This is a genomic window from Staphylococcus sp. MI 10-1553 (assembly GCF_010365305.1).
Classification (GTDB): domain Bacteria; phylum Bacillota; class Bacilli; order Staphylococcales; family Staphylococcaceae; genus Staphylococcus.
Genome location: NZ_CP048279.1, coordinates 1,522,237 through 1,539,602 on the forward strand (window position 1 = coordinate 1,522,237; position 17,366 = coordinate 1,539,602).

General features: G+C 36.8%; 17 protein-coding genes. 15 read left to right on the plus strand and 2 right to left on the minus strand.

The window, feature by feature from the left end; genetic code table 11:
• The first annotated feature begins 5 nt into the window (after positions 1–5).
• The 7 genes from GZH82_RS07065 (at position 6) to recO (ending at position 4,837) form a co-directional block, all read left to right on the plus strand.
• Positions 6–620 carry a hypothetical protein gene (locus GZH82_RS07065; protein WP_162681890.1) on the plus strand — a complete coding sequence of 205 codons (615 nt, stop codon included), beginning with the start codon at positions 6–8 and terminating at the stop codon, positions 618–620.
• A gap of 349 nt (positions 621–969) precedes the next feature.
• Complete coding sequence (locus tag GZH82_RS07070) at positions 970–1,914, plus strand: PhoH family protein (protein ID WP_162681891.1); 945 nt, start codon at positions 970–972, stop codon at positions 1,912–1,914.
• A gap of 3 nt (positions 1,915–1,917) precedes the next feature.
• Positions 1,918–2,379, plus strand: a complete 462-nt coding sequence (gene ybeY, locus GZH82_RS07075) for an rRNA maturation RNase YbeY (protein WP_162681892.1) — start codon at positions 1,918–1,920, stop codon at positions 2,377–2,379.
• Positions 2,379–2,726: a diacylglycerol kinase family protein gene (locus tag GZH82_RS07080; RefSeq protein ID WP_162681893.1), complete on the plus strand. Its 348-nt coding sequence runs from the start codon at positions 2,379–2,381 to the stop codon at positions 2,724–2,726. The genes ybeY and GZH82_RS07080 overlap by 1 nt, the downstream gene beginning before the upstream one ends.
• Positions 2,727–2,741: 15 nt before the next feature.
• On the plus strand, positions 2,742–3,149 hold the full coding sequence (gene cdd, locus GZH82_RS07085) for a cytidine deaminase (RefSeq protein WP_162681894.1): 408 nt from the start codon (positions 2,742–2,744) through the stop codon (positions 3,147–3,149).
• Positions 3,146–4,042: a GTPase Era gene (gene era / locus GZH82_RS07090; protein WP_162681895.1), complete on the plus strand. Its 897-nt coding sequence runs from the start codon at positions 3,146–3,148 to the stop codon at positions 4,040–4,042. The genes cdd and era overlap by 4 nt, the downstream gene beginning before the upstream one ends.
• Positions 4,043–4,066: 24 nt before the next feature.
• Entirely contained in the window at positions 4,067–4,837 is a 771-nt protein-coding gene (gene recO / locus GZH82_RS07095) for a DNA repair protein RecO (RefSeq protein WP_162681896.1), read from the plus strand.
• 634 nt (positions 4,838–5,471) lie between these two features.
• On the opposite strand, the gene GZH82_RS07100 is transcribed toward recO, so the two are convergent.
• Entirely contained in the window at positions 5,472–6,866 is a 1,395-nt protein-coding gene (locus GZH82_RS07100) for a glycine--tRNA ligase (protein ID WP_162681897.1), read from the minus strand.
• A gap of 496 nt (positions 6,867–7,362) precedes the next feature.
• On the opposite strand from GZH82_RS07100, the gene GZH82_RS07105 reads away from it, so the two are divergent.
• From GZH82_RS07105 to GZH82_RS07130, 6 genes are all read left to right on the plus strand, one after another.
• Entirely contained in the window at positions 7,363–7,983 is a 621-nt protein-coding gene (locus tag GZH82_RS07105; protein ID WP_026066959.1) for a transcriptional regulator CcpN, read from the plus strand.
• Between the two features lie 14 nt (positions 7,984–7,997).
• Positions 7,998–8,825 carry a pyruvate, water dikinase regulatory protein gene (locus tag GZH82_RS07110; protein ID WP_162681898.1) on the plus strand — a complete coding sequence of 276 codons (828 nt, stop codon included), beginning with the start codon at positions 7,998–8,000 and terminating at the stop codon, positions 8,823–8,825.
• Between the two features lie 72 nt (positions 8,826–8,897).
• The gene (gene dnaG, locus GZH82_RS07115; RefSeq protein WP_162681899.1) at positions 8,898–10,685 is read left to right on the plus strand and encodes a DNA primase; all 1,788 of its coding nucleotides are present in this window, start codon (positions 8,898–8,900) and stop codon (positions 10,683–10,685) included.
• 17 nt (positions 10,686–10,702) lie between these two features.
• Entirely contained in the window at positions 10,703–11,812 is a 1,110-nt protein-coding gene (rpoD, locus tag GZH82_RS07120; RefSeq protein ID WP_162681900.1) for an RNA polymerase sigma factor RpoD, read from the plus strand.
• Positions 11,813–11,887: 75 nt separating this feature from the next.
• Positions 11,888–12,565: a tRNA (adenine(22)-N(1))-methyltransferase gene (locus tag GZH82_RS07125; RefSeq protein WP_162681901.1), complete on the plus strand. Its 678-nt coding sequence runs from the start codon at positions 11,888–11,890 to the stop codon at positions 12,563–12,565.
• Positions 12,562–13,665, plus strand: coding sequence for a Nif3-like dinuclear metal center hexameric protein (locus tag GZH82_RS07130; RefSeq protein ID WP_162681902.1), 1,104 nt, complete (start codon positions 12,562–12,564; stop codon positions 13,663–13,665). The genes GZH82_RS07125 and GZH82_RS07130 overlap by 4 nt, the downstream gene beginning before the upstream one ends.
• Positions 13,666–13,920: 255 nt before the next feature.
• Here GZH82_RS07130 and GZH82_RS07135 read toward each other — a convergent pair whose 3' ends face one another.
• Positions 13,921–14,889, minus strand: a complete 969-nt coding sequence (locus GZH82_RS07135; protein WP_162681903.1) for a 4-hydroxy-3-methylbut-2-enyl diphosphate reductase — start codon at positions 14,887–14,889, stop codon at positions 13,921–13,923.
• 180 nt (positions 14,890–15,069) lie between these two features.
• Here GZH82_RS07135 and GZH82_RS07140 point away from each other — a divergent pair, with 180 nt between their 5' ends.
• Positions 15,070–16,404 (plus strand): DEAD/DEAH box helicase, encoded by a 1,335-nt coding sequence (locus GZH82_RS07140; protein WP_162681904.1) that lies wholly within the window; start codon positions 15,070–15,072, stop codon positions 16,402–16,404.
• Positions 16,405–16,428: 24 nt separating this feature from the next.
• Positions 16,429–17,322 carry a deoxyribonuclease IV gene (locus tag GZH82_RS07145; RefSeq protein WP_162681905.1) on the plus strand — a complete coding sequence of 298 codons (894 nt, stop codon included), beginning with the start codon at positions 16,429–16,431 and terminating at the stop codon, positions 17,320–17,322.
• Positions 17,323–17,366 lie beyond the last annotated feature (44 nt).

Genomic DNA, 17,366 nt, shown 5'->3' on the forward strand with positions numbered 1-17,366 from the left:
ATTAGATGAGCATTGGAACGATTATATTTATTATCACCATTGCCATTTCTTTATTTAGTGCAGTTAGTGATAAAAGTCATGAGAAACGCCAAAAACAAAAAAAACCTCAAAATACCAAAAAGGAAACAACACCTCAAAAAAGTGGTGGTTTCCTAGAGAAAATGCAACAAAAGCTTGAAGAGTTTGAACAAGAACTTTCAGATTTTGATGAACCAACCGAACCGTCTGAACCACAGCCAACACAACAACCGAAACGTGAAAAGATGGTAAGACCTCAACCTACTCAATACGAAAAACAAGCTGAATCGACAAATTCAAAAACGCAAGAAAAACAAGAGCAGGCTACAGAAATGCAACAGATGTTGAATCAACATATGCATGAACTCGATAAACAACTTGATAAAGAAAGACAAAAGCGAATTGCACACATTGAAAGACGCGCCAAAAATATCATTCAAGATAGCTATTTATCGAATCGTACAAAGCAATTCAAATTGAAAAAATTGTTGGAAGAAAACAATACAACCGCTATCCAACAAGGCGATTTAACATTTTCCAATAATGAGGTCGTGAATGGGCTCATTTGGTCAGAAGTTTTAAACCGACCAAAGCAGTTATAAAACTCTCTTAAGATGAGACAAGAGATGATTTCAGTAGAGAAGCTGAGATTGTCGCTTGTCTCATTTGTTTTGCTCTTTTAATGTCGAGACCGAGTAGTAACATTTGAACGGAAACCGTATCGCTTCACGGAAAAATGCACATAGCCATTCTATCTTTAAAATGTTAAAATAGATGCTCTATAAAAACGCTAAAAAGTTGTATTTCAACACTTGAATTGAATGTGATTGACAAGTAACAAATGGCGTAAACGTGCTATAATAAGTGTGTAGCAATCGCAAAATATGAATAGTATCACACATTACAATTTGATACATTGATAATAAACAATATGAGCAAAGGAGTTACTTTATGCCTGAATTGATTCAGATCGACGACATCAACCAAGCACAAGCTTTATTAGGAAACAATGATGAACACATTCAACTTATTGAAGAAGCATTTGATGTTGTCATTCATGCCAGAGGACAAGAAGTTGCAGTTAAGGGCGAAAGAGTCAATGCTGTAACCGAAGCTGAATCTGTGCTAATCAACTTATTAAAAGTCATCGAGCAAGGTGCATCCATCACTGTTAAGGATGTACAAGCTGCAATTAAAATGGCTAAAAATGGACAAATTGAGCATCTCATTGATTTATATGAAGAGGAGATTACTAAAGATGCATTCGGTAAAACGATTCGAGCTAAAACGATGGGACAACGGATGTATATCCATGCGATGAAAAATAACGATTTAGTGTTCGGTATTGGGCCTGCGGGTACAGGTAAAACATTTTTAGCAGTTGTTTTTGCTGCTAAAGCTTTGCGTGCTGGACAAGTGAAACGCCTCGTCTTGACACGTCCAGCTGTAGAGGCGGGAGAATCACTTGGCTTTTTACCAGGTGACTTAAAAGAAAAGGTTGATCCTTATTTACGTCCACTATACGATGGTTTAAATACAGTTTTAGGGACTGAACAAACGGCACGACTCATTGAACGTGGCGTAATTGAAATCGCACCTCTTGCTTACATGCGTGGTAGAACTTTAGATGATGCGTTTGTCATTTTAGACGAAGCGCAAAATACGACACATGCACAGATGAAAATGTTTTTAACGCGACTGGGGTTCGGTTCAAAAATGGTTGTCACTGGAGATAAAACACAAATCGATTTACCTCGTGGTGTTAAAAGTGGTCTGATTGAAGCTGAACAACGATTGAAAAATATTAAAGGGCTCGCTATTCAACATTTATACCAAGCTGATGTGGTCCGCCATCCGTTAGTAGGTCAAATCATCAGTAGATATGAGGAGGACTAATTGATGTTTACAATTGATTTTAGTGATCATACCGACCAAGTGAAAGATGACTGGTACACACAGATTCGAGATGTGTTAGAATTCGCTAAAAATGAAGAGGGCATTGAAGAAGACGCCGAACTTTCTGTCACTTTTGTAGATAAAGCTGAAATTCAAGAGATAAATCGTGATTACCGTCAAAAAGATAAAGTCACAGATGTCATTTCATTTGCATTTGAAGAAGATGAAGACATTTTTGAAGGAATGGATGTGCCACGCGTGCTAGGAGACATTATTATTTGTACGGATATCGCAGCAGAACAGGCACAACAATACGGACATTCTTTTGAACGTGAACTCGGCTTTTTAGCACTACATGGCTTTTTACATTTACTGGGCTATGATCATATGACAGAAGAGGACGAAAAGGTCATGTTTGGGCGTCAAAAAGACATTTTAAATCGATTTGGATTGACGAGAGACTAATGTTAAATCGTTTTAAATATGCCTTTCAAGGTTGCCGAACCATATTAACAAAAGATCGAAACTTTTTGTACCACCTTATGACGGCACTCTTGATATTCATTTTAGGATGGACACTGTCATTAAGTACGATAGAATGGCTCTTCATCATTTTAGCGATATTTCTTGTCATTATTACGGAAGCCATCAATACTGCAATAGAATATGTGGTTGATTTGGCGACACAAGATTTTCACGTTTTTGCGAAACATGCAAAAGATGTGGCAGCATTTAGTGTCTTACTTGCATCACTCTTTGCATTCATTGTAGGATGTATCATTTTTATACCGAAATTCGTTTCATTTTTATAAGAGGAGAAGATAAACATGGGCTATACAGATAAACACTACACAGAGGTTAGAAAAGCACAACAAAAAGCTTATGCACCATACAGTCAATTTAAAGTTGGCGCATACTTAGTCACTAAAGATGGACAAACATTCCATGGCGTTAACGTTGAAAATGCAGCTTATCCATCATCAATTTGTGCAGAACGTTCCGCATTAGTGGCTGCGATTTCACAAGGCTACAAACCGGGAGATTTTGAATCGCTCACCATTACAGTAGATAGTCCAGAACTTGCATCGCCATGTGGACCTTGTCGTCAAGTGATTAAAGAACTTTGTGATGACGATATGCCAGTATATATGACAAATCAAACGGGTGAAATGCGTGAAGCAACAGTAGCCGGACTATTACCTTATGGATTTTCAGGAAAGGATTTAAATATATGAGTGAATATAAGTCAGGATTTGTGACAATTATCGGACGCCCGAATGTAGGGAAATCAACGTTTGTCAATCGTGTTATTGGTCACAAAATAGCGATTATGTCCGATAAAGCGCAAACGACACGCAATAAAATACAAGGTGTCATGACACAAGAAGACGCGCAAATTGTTTTTCTAGATACGCCTGGTATTCATAAACCGAAACATAAATTAGGCGACTATATGATGAAAGTCGCTAAAAACACACTTTCAGAAATTGATGCGGTCATGTTTATGGTCAATGTTAATGAAGAAATTGGTCGCGGTGATGAATACATTATGGAAATGTTAAAAACCGTTAAAACGCCTGTCTTTTTAGTGCTTAACAAAATAGATTTAGTTCATCCAGACGCTTTAATGCCGAGAATCGAACAATATCAACGTTATATGGATTTTGCAGAAATTATACCTATCTCTGCTTTAGAAGGACATAACGTAGATCATTTCATCAATGTCTTAAAAGCTTATTTACCAGAGGGCCCGCAATATTATCCTGATGGCCAAATCTCAGATCATCCTGAACAATTTGTAGTCAGTGAACTCATTCGTGAAAAGATTTTACAAACGACAAGCGAAGAAATTCCTCATGCCATTGGTGTAAACGTTGAACGCATGACTCAGGAATCCGAAGATCGCGTCCATATTGAAGCGGTCATATTTGTGGAACGTGACTCACAAAAAGGTATCGTAATCGGAAAAGGCGGTAAAAAGCTCAAAGAAATCGGTAAGCGCGCTCGTTTGGACATTGAATATTTATTAGGTTCTAAAGTTTATTTAGATTTATGGGTGAAAGTTCAAAAAGATTGGCGTAACAAATCAAGCTTTATTAAGCAAATGGGCTATGTAGAAGATGAATAATCGTTAACCAGAGGTGGTGATGAAGTGCTCGTTAAACAAAAAGGTATCATTATAAAAGAAGTAGATTATGGTGAATCTGACAAAATCATTACCATCTTGAATGAACATGGAGCAAAGGTGCCGCTCATGGTCCGCCGTGCTAAAAAAGTTAAATCCGGCCTCCAAGCTACGACTCAAATTTTTGTACAAGGTTTGTTTATTTATAATCAGTGGAAAGGGATGGGGACGCTCACTTCTGTCGACGTCCTCAACCTCAATTATGAACTACGCCAAGACATTTATGCGCACAGTTATGCAAGCTTATGTTTGGAAACGATTGACCGTGCGATGGAAGCGGATGAAGTCAATCCAGGGATGTATCGATTGCTTAATTTCGCTTTTGATCGCCTCCAGCAAGATGTATCTCCACAACTCATAGCAAATATTGTTATGTTGAAATGTATGCCTCGTTTTGGGTTTGATGTGGATTTATCGAAATGTGTTATGACAGGTGAGACAAACCCTGCAAAGTTGACTCATTTTAGTTTTAAGTTTGATGGCATTATCGCAACAGAAGTTACACATCGTGATCCTCACGCATTGCCTTTATCGAATAAAACGATTTATTTAACGTATGTCTTAAAAGACTTACCGTTAGAAAAAATCAATTCATTGCGCATTCAAGATACGATTGTAGAAGAAATGTCTAAGCTCATCTTACTGTTATATAAAGAATATGCAGGGATGTATTTTAAAAGCCAACGTTTGATTAATCAATTGAATCGATTGAAGGTCACAGATGCCACTGATCATTGATTTGTTGAGGGGATGAGGCACAATAATTTTTGATGCTATTGATGCCGCATTCTTGTTTAACTTGCCCTCTCCTTACGATTTGTGTTTTTGATTGCCCTCATGGCTTCGCGTTATTAGGGCTGAACCTTCAACTCAATTCGGCTTGATTGAAGTGTACACGAGATAGATATCAAATTGGATTTTGGGAGCAGTACAGAAATCTCATGTGTCACAAAGATTTCGTCGTACTGCCCCCGCAAGGCTAACTAGACTTCTCAAAAGCATGTGTATTGAGAAGTCAGACAGCTACTGCGATAAACAGCGACCACTATTAAAGTAAAGAAGTGACTGTTAGCAGTATGCACTCATTCCCTCAGGAGTGTCAGCCTTCTGGGCAATCTTACATCAAACACAAGAAAACTGAGGCCAAGTTCATAAAACCAAGAAAAGCAATAGCATCATTTTTTGCTCTATTCATCTTCAATTTTCGATTGATTTATAACTATAAATGAAAAATAAAGTAGGTAGAGGCTGGGAAAACTTAATATCCCAGCTCAACCCCAGATTAAGCAGTTATTTATCAAATTCGCCATTCATAAAAAAACCTCGTCCGATAGTTCGTATCATTGGACGAGGTTTTTTTATTCTATATTGATTAGAATTTAACTTTTTCAGCTAAAAATGCATTGAGTTCGCTAATTGGCATACGCACTTGTTCCATTGAGTCACGGTCACGTACAGTCACTTGTTGATCTTCTAATGAATCGAAATCAAATGTAATACAGTATGGTGTACCGATTTCGTCTTGACGGCGGTAACGTTTACCGATAGATTGAGATTCGTCAAAGTCTACTACAAAGTCCTCACTAAGTTGCTCGTATACTTTAATCGCATCTGCAGATAATTTCTTACTTAAAGGTAACACAGCAGCTTTATATGGCGCGATAGCAGGGTGGAAGTGAAGAACAGTACGTGCATCTTTGCTTCCTTCAACGCCTTCTTCATCATAGGCATCACATAAAAATGCTAATGTCACACGGTCTGCACCTAATGAAGGTTCGATACAATAAGGAATGTATTTTTCATTCGTTTCAGGATCGTGATAGCTGAAGTCTTCACCCGAATGTTCGCTATGTTTTTTCAAGTCAAAATCAGTACGACTCGCGATACCCCATAGTTCACCCCAACCAAATGGGAAGCGATATTCGATATCTGTTGTAGCGTTTGAGTAATGTGATAATTCATCTTCATCATGGTCACGTAAACGCGTATTCTCTTTATCAAGCCCTAAACTTTCAAGCCAATTTGCTGCAAAATCTTTCCAGTAGTTTTGCCATTCGATTTCAGTACCAGGTTTACAGAAGAATTCAAGTTCCATTTGTTCAAATTCACGCGTACGGAAAATGAAGTTACCTGGTGTAATCTCATTACGGAATGATTTACCAATTTGACCGATACCAAATGGCAATTTTTTACGCATTGAACGTTGAACATTTTTATAGTTGACGAAAATACCTTGTGCTGTTTCTGGACGTAAGAAAATTTCGTTTGTAGAATCTTCAGTAACACCTTGGAATGTTTTGAACATTAAGTTGAATTGACGGATGTCTGTCCAGTTTGCAGTACCACTAACAGGACACGTAATGCCTTCTTCATCAATGATACGTTTCATTTCATCAAAACTTAAACCATCCGCGATAAAATTTTCGTCACCTTTCACATTAGCCATATAATCTTCAATTAACTTGTCCGCACGATAACGAATTTTGCTGTCTTTGTTATCAATCATTGGATCGTTAAAGTTACCTAAGTGACCTGAAGCTTCCCAAGTTTTAGGATTCATTAAAATAGCAGCATCTAAACCAACGTTATAAGGGGACTGTGTTATAAACTTTTTCCACCATGCTTTTTTAACGTTATTTTTAAGTTCAACACCTAGAGGACCGTAATCCCAAGTGTTCGCTAAACCACCATAAATTTCACTACCTGGGAAAACAAACCCTCTATGCTTTGCCAGTTGTACAATCGTATCCATGTTTTTCTTTTCCATATTTTTTACACTCCTTAAAAATTAAAAAAATCCCAAGCCAAAGAATAAACTTTGCCTTGGGACGAATTATTAGAATAATCCGCGGTTCCACCCAAATTAGTGTAGCCACTCACTTTTATTTAAATTTATCGTTACGCCAAATTGAAGTGTTAAGCTTTCACCGTCCTTAACTCGCTTTATTTTTAATTTTAAATTATACGAAAACGAAAGGCAAGGAAAAACATAATTGTCTGATAATCCATAACAAGTTATAATGGAAATTGTATTCAATAAAAAGATGCATTGATTTATACCATATGACCATTCCATGTGATGTTCCATATTTATCGTGTTTTCCGCTGATGAATATAGAGACACGTCACAAAGTAGTCAGTTCGAGTAACAAATGATGATACTAGATGTAAAAAATATAGTGCTAATATGTAAAAAGGGGGCACTTCTGCTATTTAATTAGCATAACCGCTTACTTGTTGGTTTTAAATAGACAGAGACTCAGATAGAACTCAATCCAAGACAGGAACATATTGTTGAAATTGTAAAATCTGATGGGCCTATTACTGGGGAAAAAATTGCTGAACAACTGAATTTAACACGTGCAACATTACGTCCAGACCTTGCTATATTAACGATGGCAGGATTTTTAGAGGCAAGACCGCGCGTAGGTTATTTTTATTCAGGAAAATCGAGCTCGCAACTTTTGACCGAAAAATTCAAAAAATATATTGTAAAAGACTACCAATCCCAGCCTGTCATTTTAAAAAGTAATGTTACCGTTTATGAAGCGATTTGTTCAATTTTTATTGAAGATGTTGGAACGTTATTTATCGTTAATGAAGATAATGAACTCGTGGGTGTATGTTCTAGAAAAGATTTGCTCAGAGCGTCGATGGCAGGACAAGATATTCATACGATGCCCGTCAATATCATTATGACACGTATGCCCAATATTGTTTTACTTAGAGAAAACGACCTCGTGCTTTATGCTGCGAGACAAATGATTCATAAGGAAATCGACTCAATACCTATTGTAAGAGAAAAAGATAACGGCAAATTTGAAGTCACTGGCCGTATCTCCAAAACGACGATTACGAAATTATTTGTATCGTTGTTCGATTAGTAGGAGGATAATCTATGACGAATGTAAAAATCATTATTGCTTCAGACTCAGTGGGAGAAACAGCTGAGTTAGTCGCAAAAGCGTGTATGTCTCAATTTAATTATAGCGATTGCACAAATCATATTCTTCGCTATCCTTATATTGAAACGAAAGAAAATATAGATGAAGTCATAGCGGTTGCAAGAGAGGTAGAATCTATTATTATCTATACACTAGTGCGACCAGATATTAGAGCACATATTCAAGAAAATATCGATAAATATGGCCTCAAATCTGTCGACGTCATGGGACCTATGCTCAATGTAATGGAGGATACATTCCACAAAAAACCATTGAATGAGCCTGGTGTCGTGCATAAATTAGATGAAGATTACTTTAGAAAAATTGAAGCGATGGAATTTGCAGTGAAATATGACGACTGTAAAGATCCAAAAGGGTTACCTAAAGCGGACATTGTACTTATCGGTATCTCCCGTACATCAAAGACGCCCATCTCACAATATTTAGCGCATAAACGTTATAAAGTGATGAACGTGCCGATCGTACCTGAAGTGACACCACCGGAATCATTATTTGAAGTGGACCCGAAGAAATGTGTGGCGCTCAAAATTAGCTCCGATAAATTAAATGCCATTCGAAAAGAGAGATTAAAACAACTTGGCTTATCTGATTCAGCACGTTATGCAACTGACCAACGTATTGCTGAAGAGTTAGCGTATTTCAATCAAATTGTCGAACGTATTGGTTGCCCAGTGCTAGATGTTTCTAATAAAGCGATTGAGGAGACGGCCAATAACATTATCCAAATTATTGAGCATAATCATTCCTTTACGAGTGAATAAGTTGTATAATGTTACAACTATGTGTAAATTGTACCAATAACATAGAGATGAATGGTAATACAAGGTGATGACATGAGAATACCACAAAATACGATTGAAGAAATTAAGCAACAGTCTGACATACTCGACATTGTGAGTGAATATGTAAAGCTTGAAAAAAGAGGGCGCAATTATATCGGTTTGTGTCCTTTTCATGATGAGAAGACCCCATCGTTCACTGTTTCTGAAGATAAACAAATTTGTCATTGCTTTGGGTGTAAAAAGGGAGGCAATGTCTTTCAGTTTATTCAAGAAATTGAAAATATATCCTTTACAGAAGCTGTTCAACATCTCGGTGAACGTGTCAATATAAAGGTTGATATTGGTGAGACAAATGATGATATGCATATCGCTTCCGATGATTTAAAAATGATTCAAATGCATGAAGAGATATTGTCATATTATCATTATTTGTTGAAAAAAACTGTTGAAGGTGAACAAGCTTTAAATTATTTATATGAACGTGGCTTTACAGATGATATGATTGATGCACGTAAAATTGGCTTTGCACCAGATTCATCACATTTTGCTACGGATTTCATGGAAAAGAAAGGTTATGAATTACAGCTTGGCTATGAAGCAGGTATTTTGTCCCGTAATGACACAGACTTTAATTACTATGATCGCTTTCGGAACCGTATCATTTTCCCACTTGCTAACGCACAAGGGCGCATCGTAGGCTATTCTGGTCGAACATACACAGAGCAAGAACCGAAGTATTTGAATAGTCCAGAATCACCTATTTTCCAAAAACGAAAACTGTTATACAACTTGTCTGAAGCACGTAAAAGTATTCGACAAAAAGATGAAGTTATTCTTCTTGAAGGCTTTATGGATGTGATTAAAGCCGATGATGCAGGTTTGAAAAATGTTGTGGCAAGTATGGGAACACAGCTTTCTAATGAACACATCACATTTTTAAAGAAGCTCTGTAGTCACGTCACGTTGATGTTTGATGGTGACTTCGCCGGAATTGAAGCGACAATGAAAACAGGACAACAACTTTTGCAACAACAGTTTAACGTTTATGTCGTACAATTGCCGTCAAAAATGGACCCAGATGAATATATTATGAAATACGGAGCGGAGAAGTTTAATACATTTGTGAATACTGAGAAAAAAGCATTTGTCAGTTTCAAACTTCAACAACATCAGCATGAGATTCAAAACAACGATTTAGCATATGAAAAGTACTATCACATGTTTATTGAAGATGCTGCATTAATTTCTTCTCATATTTTAAGAAATAAAGTCGTACAAAATGCTTCAGAAGTGTTTAAAGTGAGCGCTGATAGTCTAAATAAGGAAGTAGAAAGTGTTCACCCACAGCAACATTTTGAACAAGCCGGACCTGTATCGACACAAACGACACAGTGGATGCAACATAACAAATATGAAAAAGCTGAACGTGCAATTTTAAAGCATTTCATTATGGATAAAGAAGTATTTTTAAGTTTTTATCAAGATATTGATGATACAGACTTTACAAATGAATATTTTAAACGTATATTTATTACCTTACGAGAATTTTATTCAAAATTTGATTCGTTTACGATGAGTGAATTTATCACGTATATAGATCACGATATGTTAAAAGAAGTGTTGATATATTTATGGGATTATCCACTTAACCGGGAGCCGTATGAAAATGAGATTGCTGACTATATACAAGTGATGACTGAACATCGCTATTCTGAGTCGATTGAAACACTCCACGAAAAATTGCGAGAAGCGACACGTGTTGGAGATATTGCATCTCAAAAATATTATTTAGAGATGATTGTTAATAAAAATAGAGCTAGATTGAAGAGTCAAGAATAATTTTGGGAGGCCTTTTTATGTCAGATAACCAGGTAAAAGTAATCAAAAAAGAAACCATCGATCCGACACTCACATTAGAAGATGTAAAAAAACAACTTATTGAAAAAGGTAAAAAAGAAGGTCATCTAAGTCATGAAGAGGTAGCAGATAAATTACAGAATTTTGATATGGATTCTGATGAAATGGACGAATTTTTTGATATGATTAATGACAGTGACATTCAACTTGTTAACGAAAAAGACAGTTCTGATACGGATGATAAATTGAATCCTAATGATTTGAGTGCACCTCCAGGCGTTAAAATCAATGACCCTGTTCGTATGTATTTAAAAGAGATTGGTCGTGTCGATTTGTTAAGTGCGCAAGAAGAAATCGAGCTTGCGAAACGAATTGAACAAGGTGATGAAGTAGCGAAAGCGCGATTAGCTGAAGCGAACTTACGTCTTGTTGTCAGCATTGCTAAACGTTATGTCGGTCGTGGCATGCTATTTTTAGATTTAATTCAAGAAGGTAATATGGGCCTCATCAAAGCAGTTGAAAAATTTGACTTTAGTAAAGGTTTCAAGTTTTCTACTTATGCGACATGGTGGATTCGACAAGCGATTACACGTGCGATTGCTGACCAAGCACGTACGATTCGTATTCCAGTACACATGGTTGAAACGATTAACAAACTGATTCGTGTGCAACGTCAATTATTGCAAGACTTGGGACGTGATCCAGCACCTGAAGAAATTGGTGAAGAAATGGATTTACCACCAGAAAAAGTTCGAGAAATTCTTAAAATTGCTCAAGAACCTGTATCACTTGAAACACCAATTGGCGAAGAAGACGATAGCCATCTTGGAGACTTTATTGAAGACCAAGAAGCACAAAGCCCATCTGACCATGCGGCTTATGAATTATTGAAAGAACAGTTAGAAGATGTCCTCGATACATTAACTGACCGTGAAGAAAACGTATTACGCTTACGTTTTGGTTTAGATGATGGCCGTACACGTACACTTGAAGAAGTAGGTAAAGTATTCGGTGTAACTCGTGAACGAATTCGTCAAATCGAAGCAAAAGCATTACGCAAATTAAGACATCCAAGTCGAAGCAAACGCTTGAAAGATTTTATGGACTAATACAAATGAAAGGGATGGCGACAGAGGATGTCCCATTCCTTTTTATTATGATTATCAATATGAAGGAGAAACATCATGATTCCTATTAATAAACGACTGGATAAAGTAAGCGAGTTCGTGCAGGGAGACGTGCTTGCAGATATTGGTTCTGACCATGCCTTTTTACCTATTTATTGTATTCAAAATGGTACCATTCAACGTGCAATTGCTGGAGAAGTGATCAAGGGCCCTTACCAATCTGCATTAACGAATGTGACGACACATGGCTATCAACAACAAATTGATGTTCGTTTAGGCAATGGTTTAACGATATTAAAACCGACAGACCGCGTGGATACTGTGACGATTTGTGGTATGGGAGGTCCGCTCATTACACGTATTTTAAATGAAGGGATTTTATATATTTCGAATCAACCGAGACTCGTCCTCCAATCAAATATTCAAAGCGAACTGATTCGTCGTTTTTTACAACAACACGGCTATCGCATTACAACAGAAACTTTGGTGAAAGAACGCGCGCATATTTATGAAATTATCGTTGCAGACCCAGGAAAAATGCAATTATCTAACAAAGACTTTAAATTTGGTCCATATCTTCATCCAGAACCAAATGCATTGTTTGTAGAAAAATGGGAACGTGAACTCGAAGCGCTAGCAGATATTAAGAAACAATTAGATCCTGATAAGCATCATCATCGTTATCATGAAATTGAAGCTCAAGAAAACGACATTAAAGAGGTGTTATCACAATGAAATTACATGAATTGTTAACGACATTAAATCAAGAAGTGCCGTTTTATACTGCTGAATCTTGGGATAATGTCGGTTTACTCATCGGGGATAAACAAAGTGAAGTCAACGGCATTTTAACGACATTAGATTGTACTTTAAACGTTGTAGAGGAAGCTATCAACCAAAATATCAACACCATTATCGCACACCATCCGCTTATTTTTAAAGGCGTGAAAAACATTTTAGAAGATGGTGGATACGGTTCGATTTTATATCGTCTCATTCAAAACAATATCAATTTGATTGCATTGCATACGAATTTGGATGTCCATCCGAAAGGGGTAAATGCGATGCTTGCTGAAAAGATTGGGTTAAAAAATTATGAAGTGTTAGATAGACAAGCAACAGCGTATTATAAAGTACAAGTGTTCATTCCTAAAGAGAATGCAAAGGGCTTTAAAGGTACTTTAGCTGAGCATAGTTTGGCGACTGAGGGCAATTATGAATATTGTTTTTTCAATACTGAAGGACAGGGCCAATTCAAGCCAGTGGGTGAAGCGAATCCGCATATTGGACAAATTGGTAATATTGAAACCGTTAATGAACTAAAAATTGAGTTTATGATTCGCAGTGGTCAAATGACATTCGTACAAAAACTCATTGAAGACAATCACCCATATGAAACGCCTGTTTATGATTTTATACCGATGAAAAAAATGAGTCAGTATGGCCTCGGAATGATAGGTGAGTTACCTGAAACACAATCGGTTGAAAGCTTTGTACAGTCGGTCAAACAAGCACTTCAAATGCCAAGTGTGCGTTATATCGGCAATCGAAAAGCGACAATTAAACGTGTTGCAATAGTGGGTGGTGCAGGCGTTGGTTTTGAAAATCTTGCACATCAACGCGGTGCAGACATATTCATTACAGGAGATATTAAACACCATGAAGCTTTAGATGCCAAAATGTCGGGAATCAATCTATTGGATATTAACCATTATAGTGAGTATGTGATGAAAGAAGGGTTAGTGTCATTATTGGAAGACTGGTTAGCAGATGTAGCGGCTCAAATACCTATAAAAGCTTCAACAGTACACACTGATCCTTATGATTATATGTAAATAGAATACTAATTTGAGCATAATTTACCAAAAGCAATGACATGCTGAATCGATTGCCAGAAAACACATGCTCAAAAAGTTTAAACAGTGAAAAAGCCTGAGACTCAACATCCCAGGCTTTTATTATGATCTTATAACATTTCACAAAGCTAACATACATGAATTTGTCTTAATTTAGCAAAATAAGCGTGATGATGACTTGAACGTTTTTCATTACTTGAGTCACTTTTGACCTTTTACTAAATTGAACATTATTTATTCCATAATTTTAACCGGCTTAGCTTTTTTAATTTTAGGTAAGATTTTTTCAACCGGCACGTTAGATGCAGTGACATGTGTCTCAGGGTTCATTGGATCATAATCTTTTAAGAAATTAATCACTTCTTTAACAATAGGGGTTGGGGTTGAAGCACCCGCAGTCACCGCTACAGTTTCCACGCCTTCTAACCAACGCAAATCAAGTTGTGATAAGTCAGCAATACGATAAGAATTTGTCTGTGCAATATCTTTTGACACTTGAGCAAGTCGATTTGAATTATTACTTTTTGGATCGCCTACAACGATGAGTAAATCTGCAGCACCCGCTTGATCTGCGACTGCTTCTTGACGTACTTGTGTCGCTTGGCAAATCTCTTTATGCTGCTCGACATGAGGGAATCGTTCTTGTAAATCATCCATTAAATGTAAGACATCCCATTGTGACATCGTCGTTTGATTTGTCACGATTAAAGGATAGTCGTTCAGTGTATCAGGCAACGCTTCAACGTCTTCTTTCGTTTCAACGAGATAAACGATATCAGGTGCGACACCAACAGCTCCCTCTGGCTCAGGATGTCCTTTTTTACCAATATAGACGACATGATAGCCCTGCGCCTTTTTATCCAAAATGAGTTGATGTGTATTTTCAACATCTGGACATGTCGCGTCAATACATGTAAGTCCTTTATCTTTGGCACGTCTTTTAACTTCCGGTGATACACCATGTGCAGTGAAGATAACTGTTCCTTCATTAATCTGATCTAATATTTCTAAACGATTCGGTCCGTCTAATGTAATAATTCCGTCTGATTCAAAAGCATCTGTCACGTGCTTATTATGCACAATCATTCCTAATATATATATCGGACGTGGTAAGTTCGGGTCAAGTGATGCATTGCGCGCAATCACCATAGCATCGACCACGCCATAACAATAACCACGTGGGGTAATTTTAATGATTTCCATTCTGTAAGCGAACCTCCTTTAATAACTCATTATACCAATTACATAGCAGTTTTAAAATTAATACACAATTAGCGATTTGTAAAGTCAAGGACATTAAAAACCAAAAACATTCACTTGCATGTTTTCATTAATCATAAATTCATTTATAATATAGAGACGAATCTTTAAGGAGGCCAAACCATGGCAAAGCATCCATTTGACCAATTTCGTTTTGATTCAACTTTAATTGAAGCAATAACGGCATTAAATTTTAAACAACCGACAGAAATACAACAACGTGTTATCCCTAAAATGATGAAGCAAGTCAATCTTATTGGTCAAGCACAAACAGGGACAGGTAAATCACATGCATTTCTTTTACCATTATTCCAACAAATCGACCCGGAAATTCACAAGCCACAATCCATCGTTGTAGCGCCAACACGTGAACTTGCTACACAATTGTATCAAGCAGCCACACAGTTAAGTGAATATAAGACAGGGATTAAAGTAAGTCTGTTTATCGGTGGAACGGATTTTGAAAAAGACAAACAAAAAACGACAGTACAACCCCAGTTAATCATTGGGACACCGACACGTATTAACGATTTGGCTAAAATTGGTGCACTCCACGTTCATCTTGCGCGTTATTTAGTCATTGACGAGGCAGATTTAATGATTGACTTAGGTTTAATTGAGGAAGTCGATCAAATAGCTGCAAAACTTGATGATGACGCAAAAATGGCTGTATTTAGTGCAACCATTCCCAAATCGCTACATCCATTTTTAAATAAATATTTAGAACACCCTGAATTTGTCGAAGTGAAAAGTGAGACAAAAAACAAAAAGAGTATCGAATTTTATCTCATCCCAACTAAAGGGGCTCAAAAATTCGAAAAAGCAGTTGCATTGTTTGAAATGTTGAATCCATACTTAGCGATTATCTTCTGTAACAGTAGAGACAGTGCAAATCAACTTGCAAATGAACTTCAACATCAAGGCATTCAAGTGGGTATGATTCATGGTGGTTTAACGCCTCGTGAACGTAAACAACAAATGAAGCGCATTCGTAACCTTGACTTCCAATATGTTATTGCGAGTGATCTAGCTTCTCGCGGTATTGATATTGAAGGGGTCAGTCATGTCATAAACTTTGACGTCCCTAAAGATATTGATTTCTTTACGCATCGTGTCGGCCGTACAGGTAGAGGGAATTATAAAGGTGTGGCGATTACGCTTTATACACCTGAAGAAGATGATTTAATTGCAGCTATCGAAAATAAAGGCTATCATTTTGAAAATGTCGATATTAAAGATGGCGAATTAAAACCAATCAAAGCCCACAATACACGACAATTGCGTCAAAAAAAGGATGATCATATTACACAAAAAGTAAAACATAAAGTGAAGCGCAATACGAAAAAGAAAGTAAAACCGGGCTATAAAAAGAAATACAAACAAGAACTCGATCAACTGAAACGCCAAGAAAAACGTCAATTTAGTCGTATGAAAAAGCGTCAATCTCGAAAAAAATAGTTCATTAAAAAGGATAGGATAAATATGTTAATCGGATCACATGTGTCTATGAGTGGTAAAAAAATGTTAGAAGCATCAGCTGAAGAAGCACATCAATATGGCGCTTCAACGTTTATGATTTATACAGGGGCACCTCAAAACACACGTCGTAAAGCGATAGAAGAACTGAATATCGAAGCAGGCCACAAAGCGATGGAACGTTACAATCTTTCAAATATTGTCGTGCATGCGCCTTATATTATTAATATCGCGAATACGCAAAAGCCTGAAGTGTTTGAATTAGGTGTTAACTTTTTACAAAATGAAATTGAACGTACTGAAGCGCTTGGTGCGACAGATATTGTGTTACATCCAGGTGCACATGTCGGCTCAGGAGCTGAAGTAGGCATTAAACGTATTATCGAAGGATTGAATGAAGTTTTAACGAATCAAAACGATGTCAGAATTGCATTAGAAACGATGGCAGGTAAAGGTTCAGAAATCGGTAGAACTTTTGAAGAAATCGCACAAATTATCGATGGTGTAACAAACAATGAGCGATTATCTGTTTGTCTCGATACGTGTCATATTCACGACGCTGGCTATGATGTAGTGAATGATTTTGATGGTGTTTTAAACGAATTCGACCGTATTATTGGTGTCGATCGTATTAAAGTTGTACACGTTAACGATAGTAAAAATCCGATATCAGCACATAAAGACCGTCATGAAAATATTGGTTTTGGACATATCGGTTTTGATGCATTAAATTACGTTGTACATCATGAACAATTCAAAAATATACCTAAAATTTTAGAAACACCATATGTCGGTGAAGATAAGAAAAATAAACAGCCACCGTATCGATATGAAATTGAAGCATTTAAAAATGAAACGTTTGATCCAGAAATGAAAAATAAAATTTTATCACAAGCATAATCAAATCTTGAAAACAGCTGTATCTCAATTGAGGTATAGTTGTT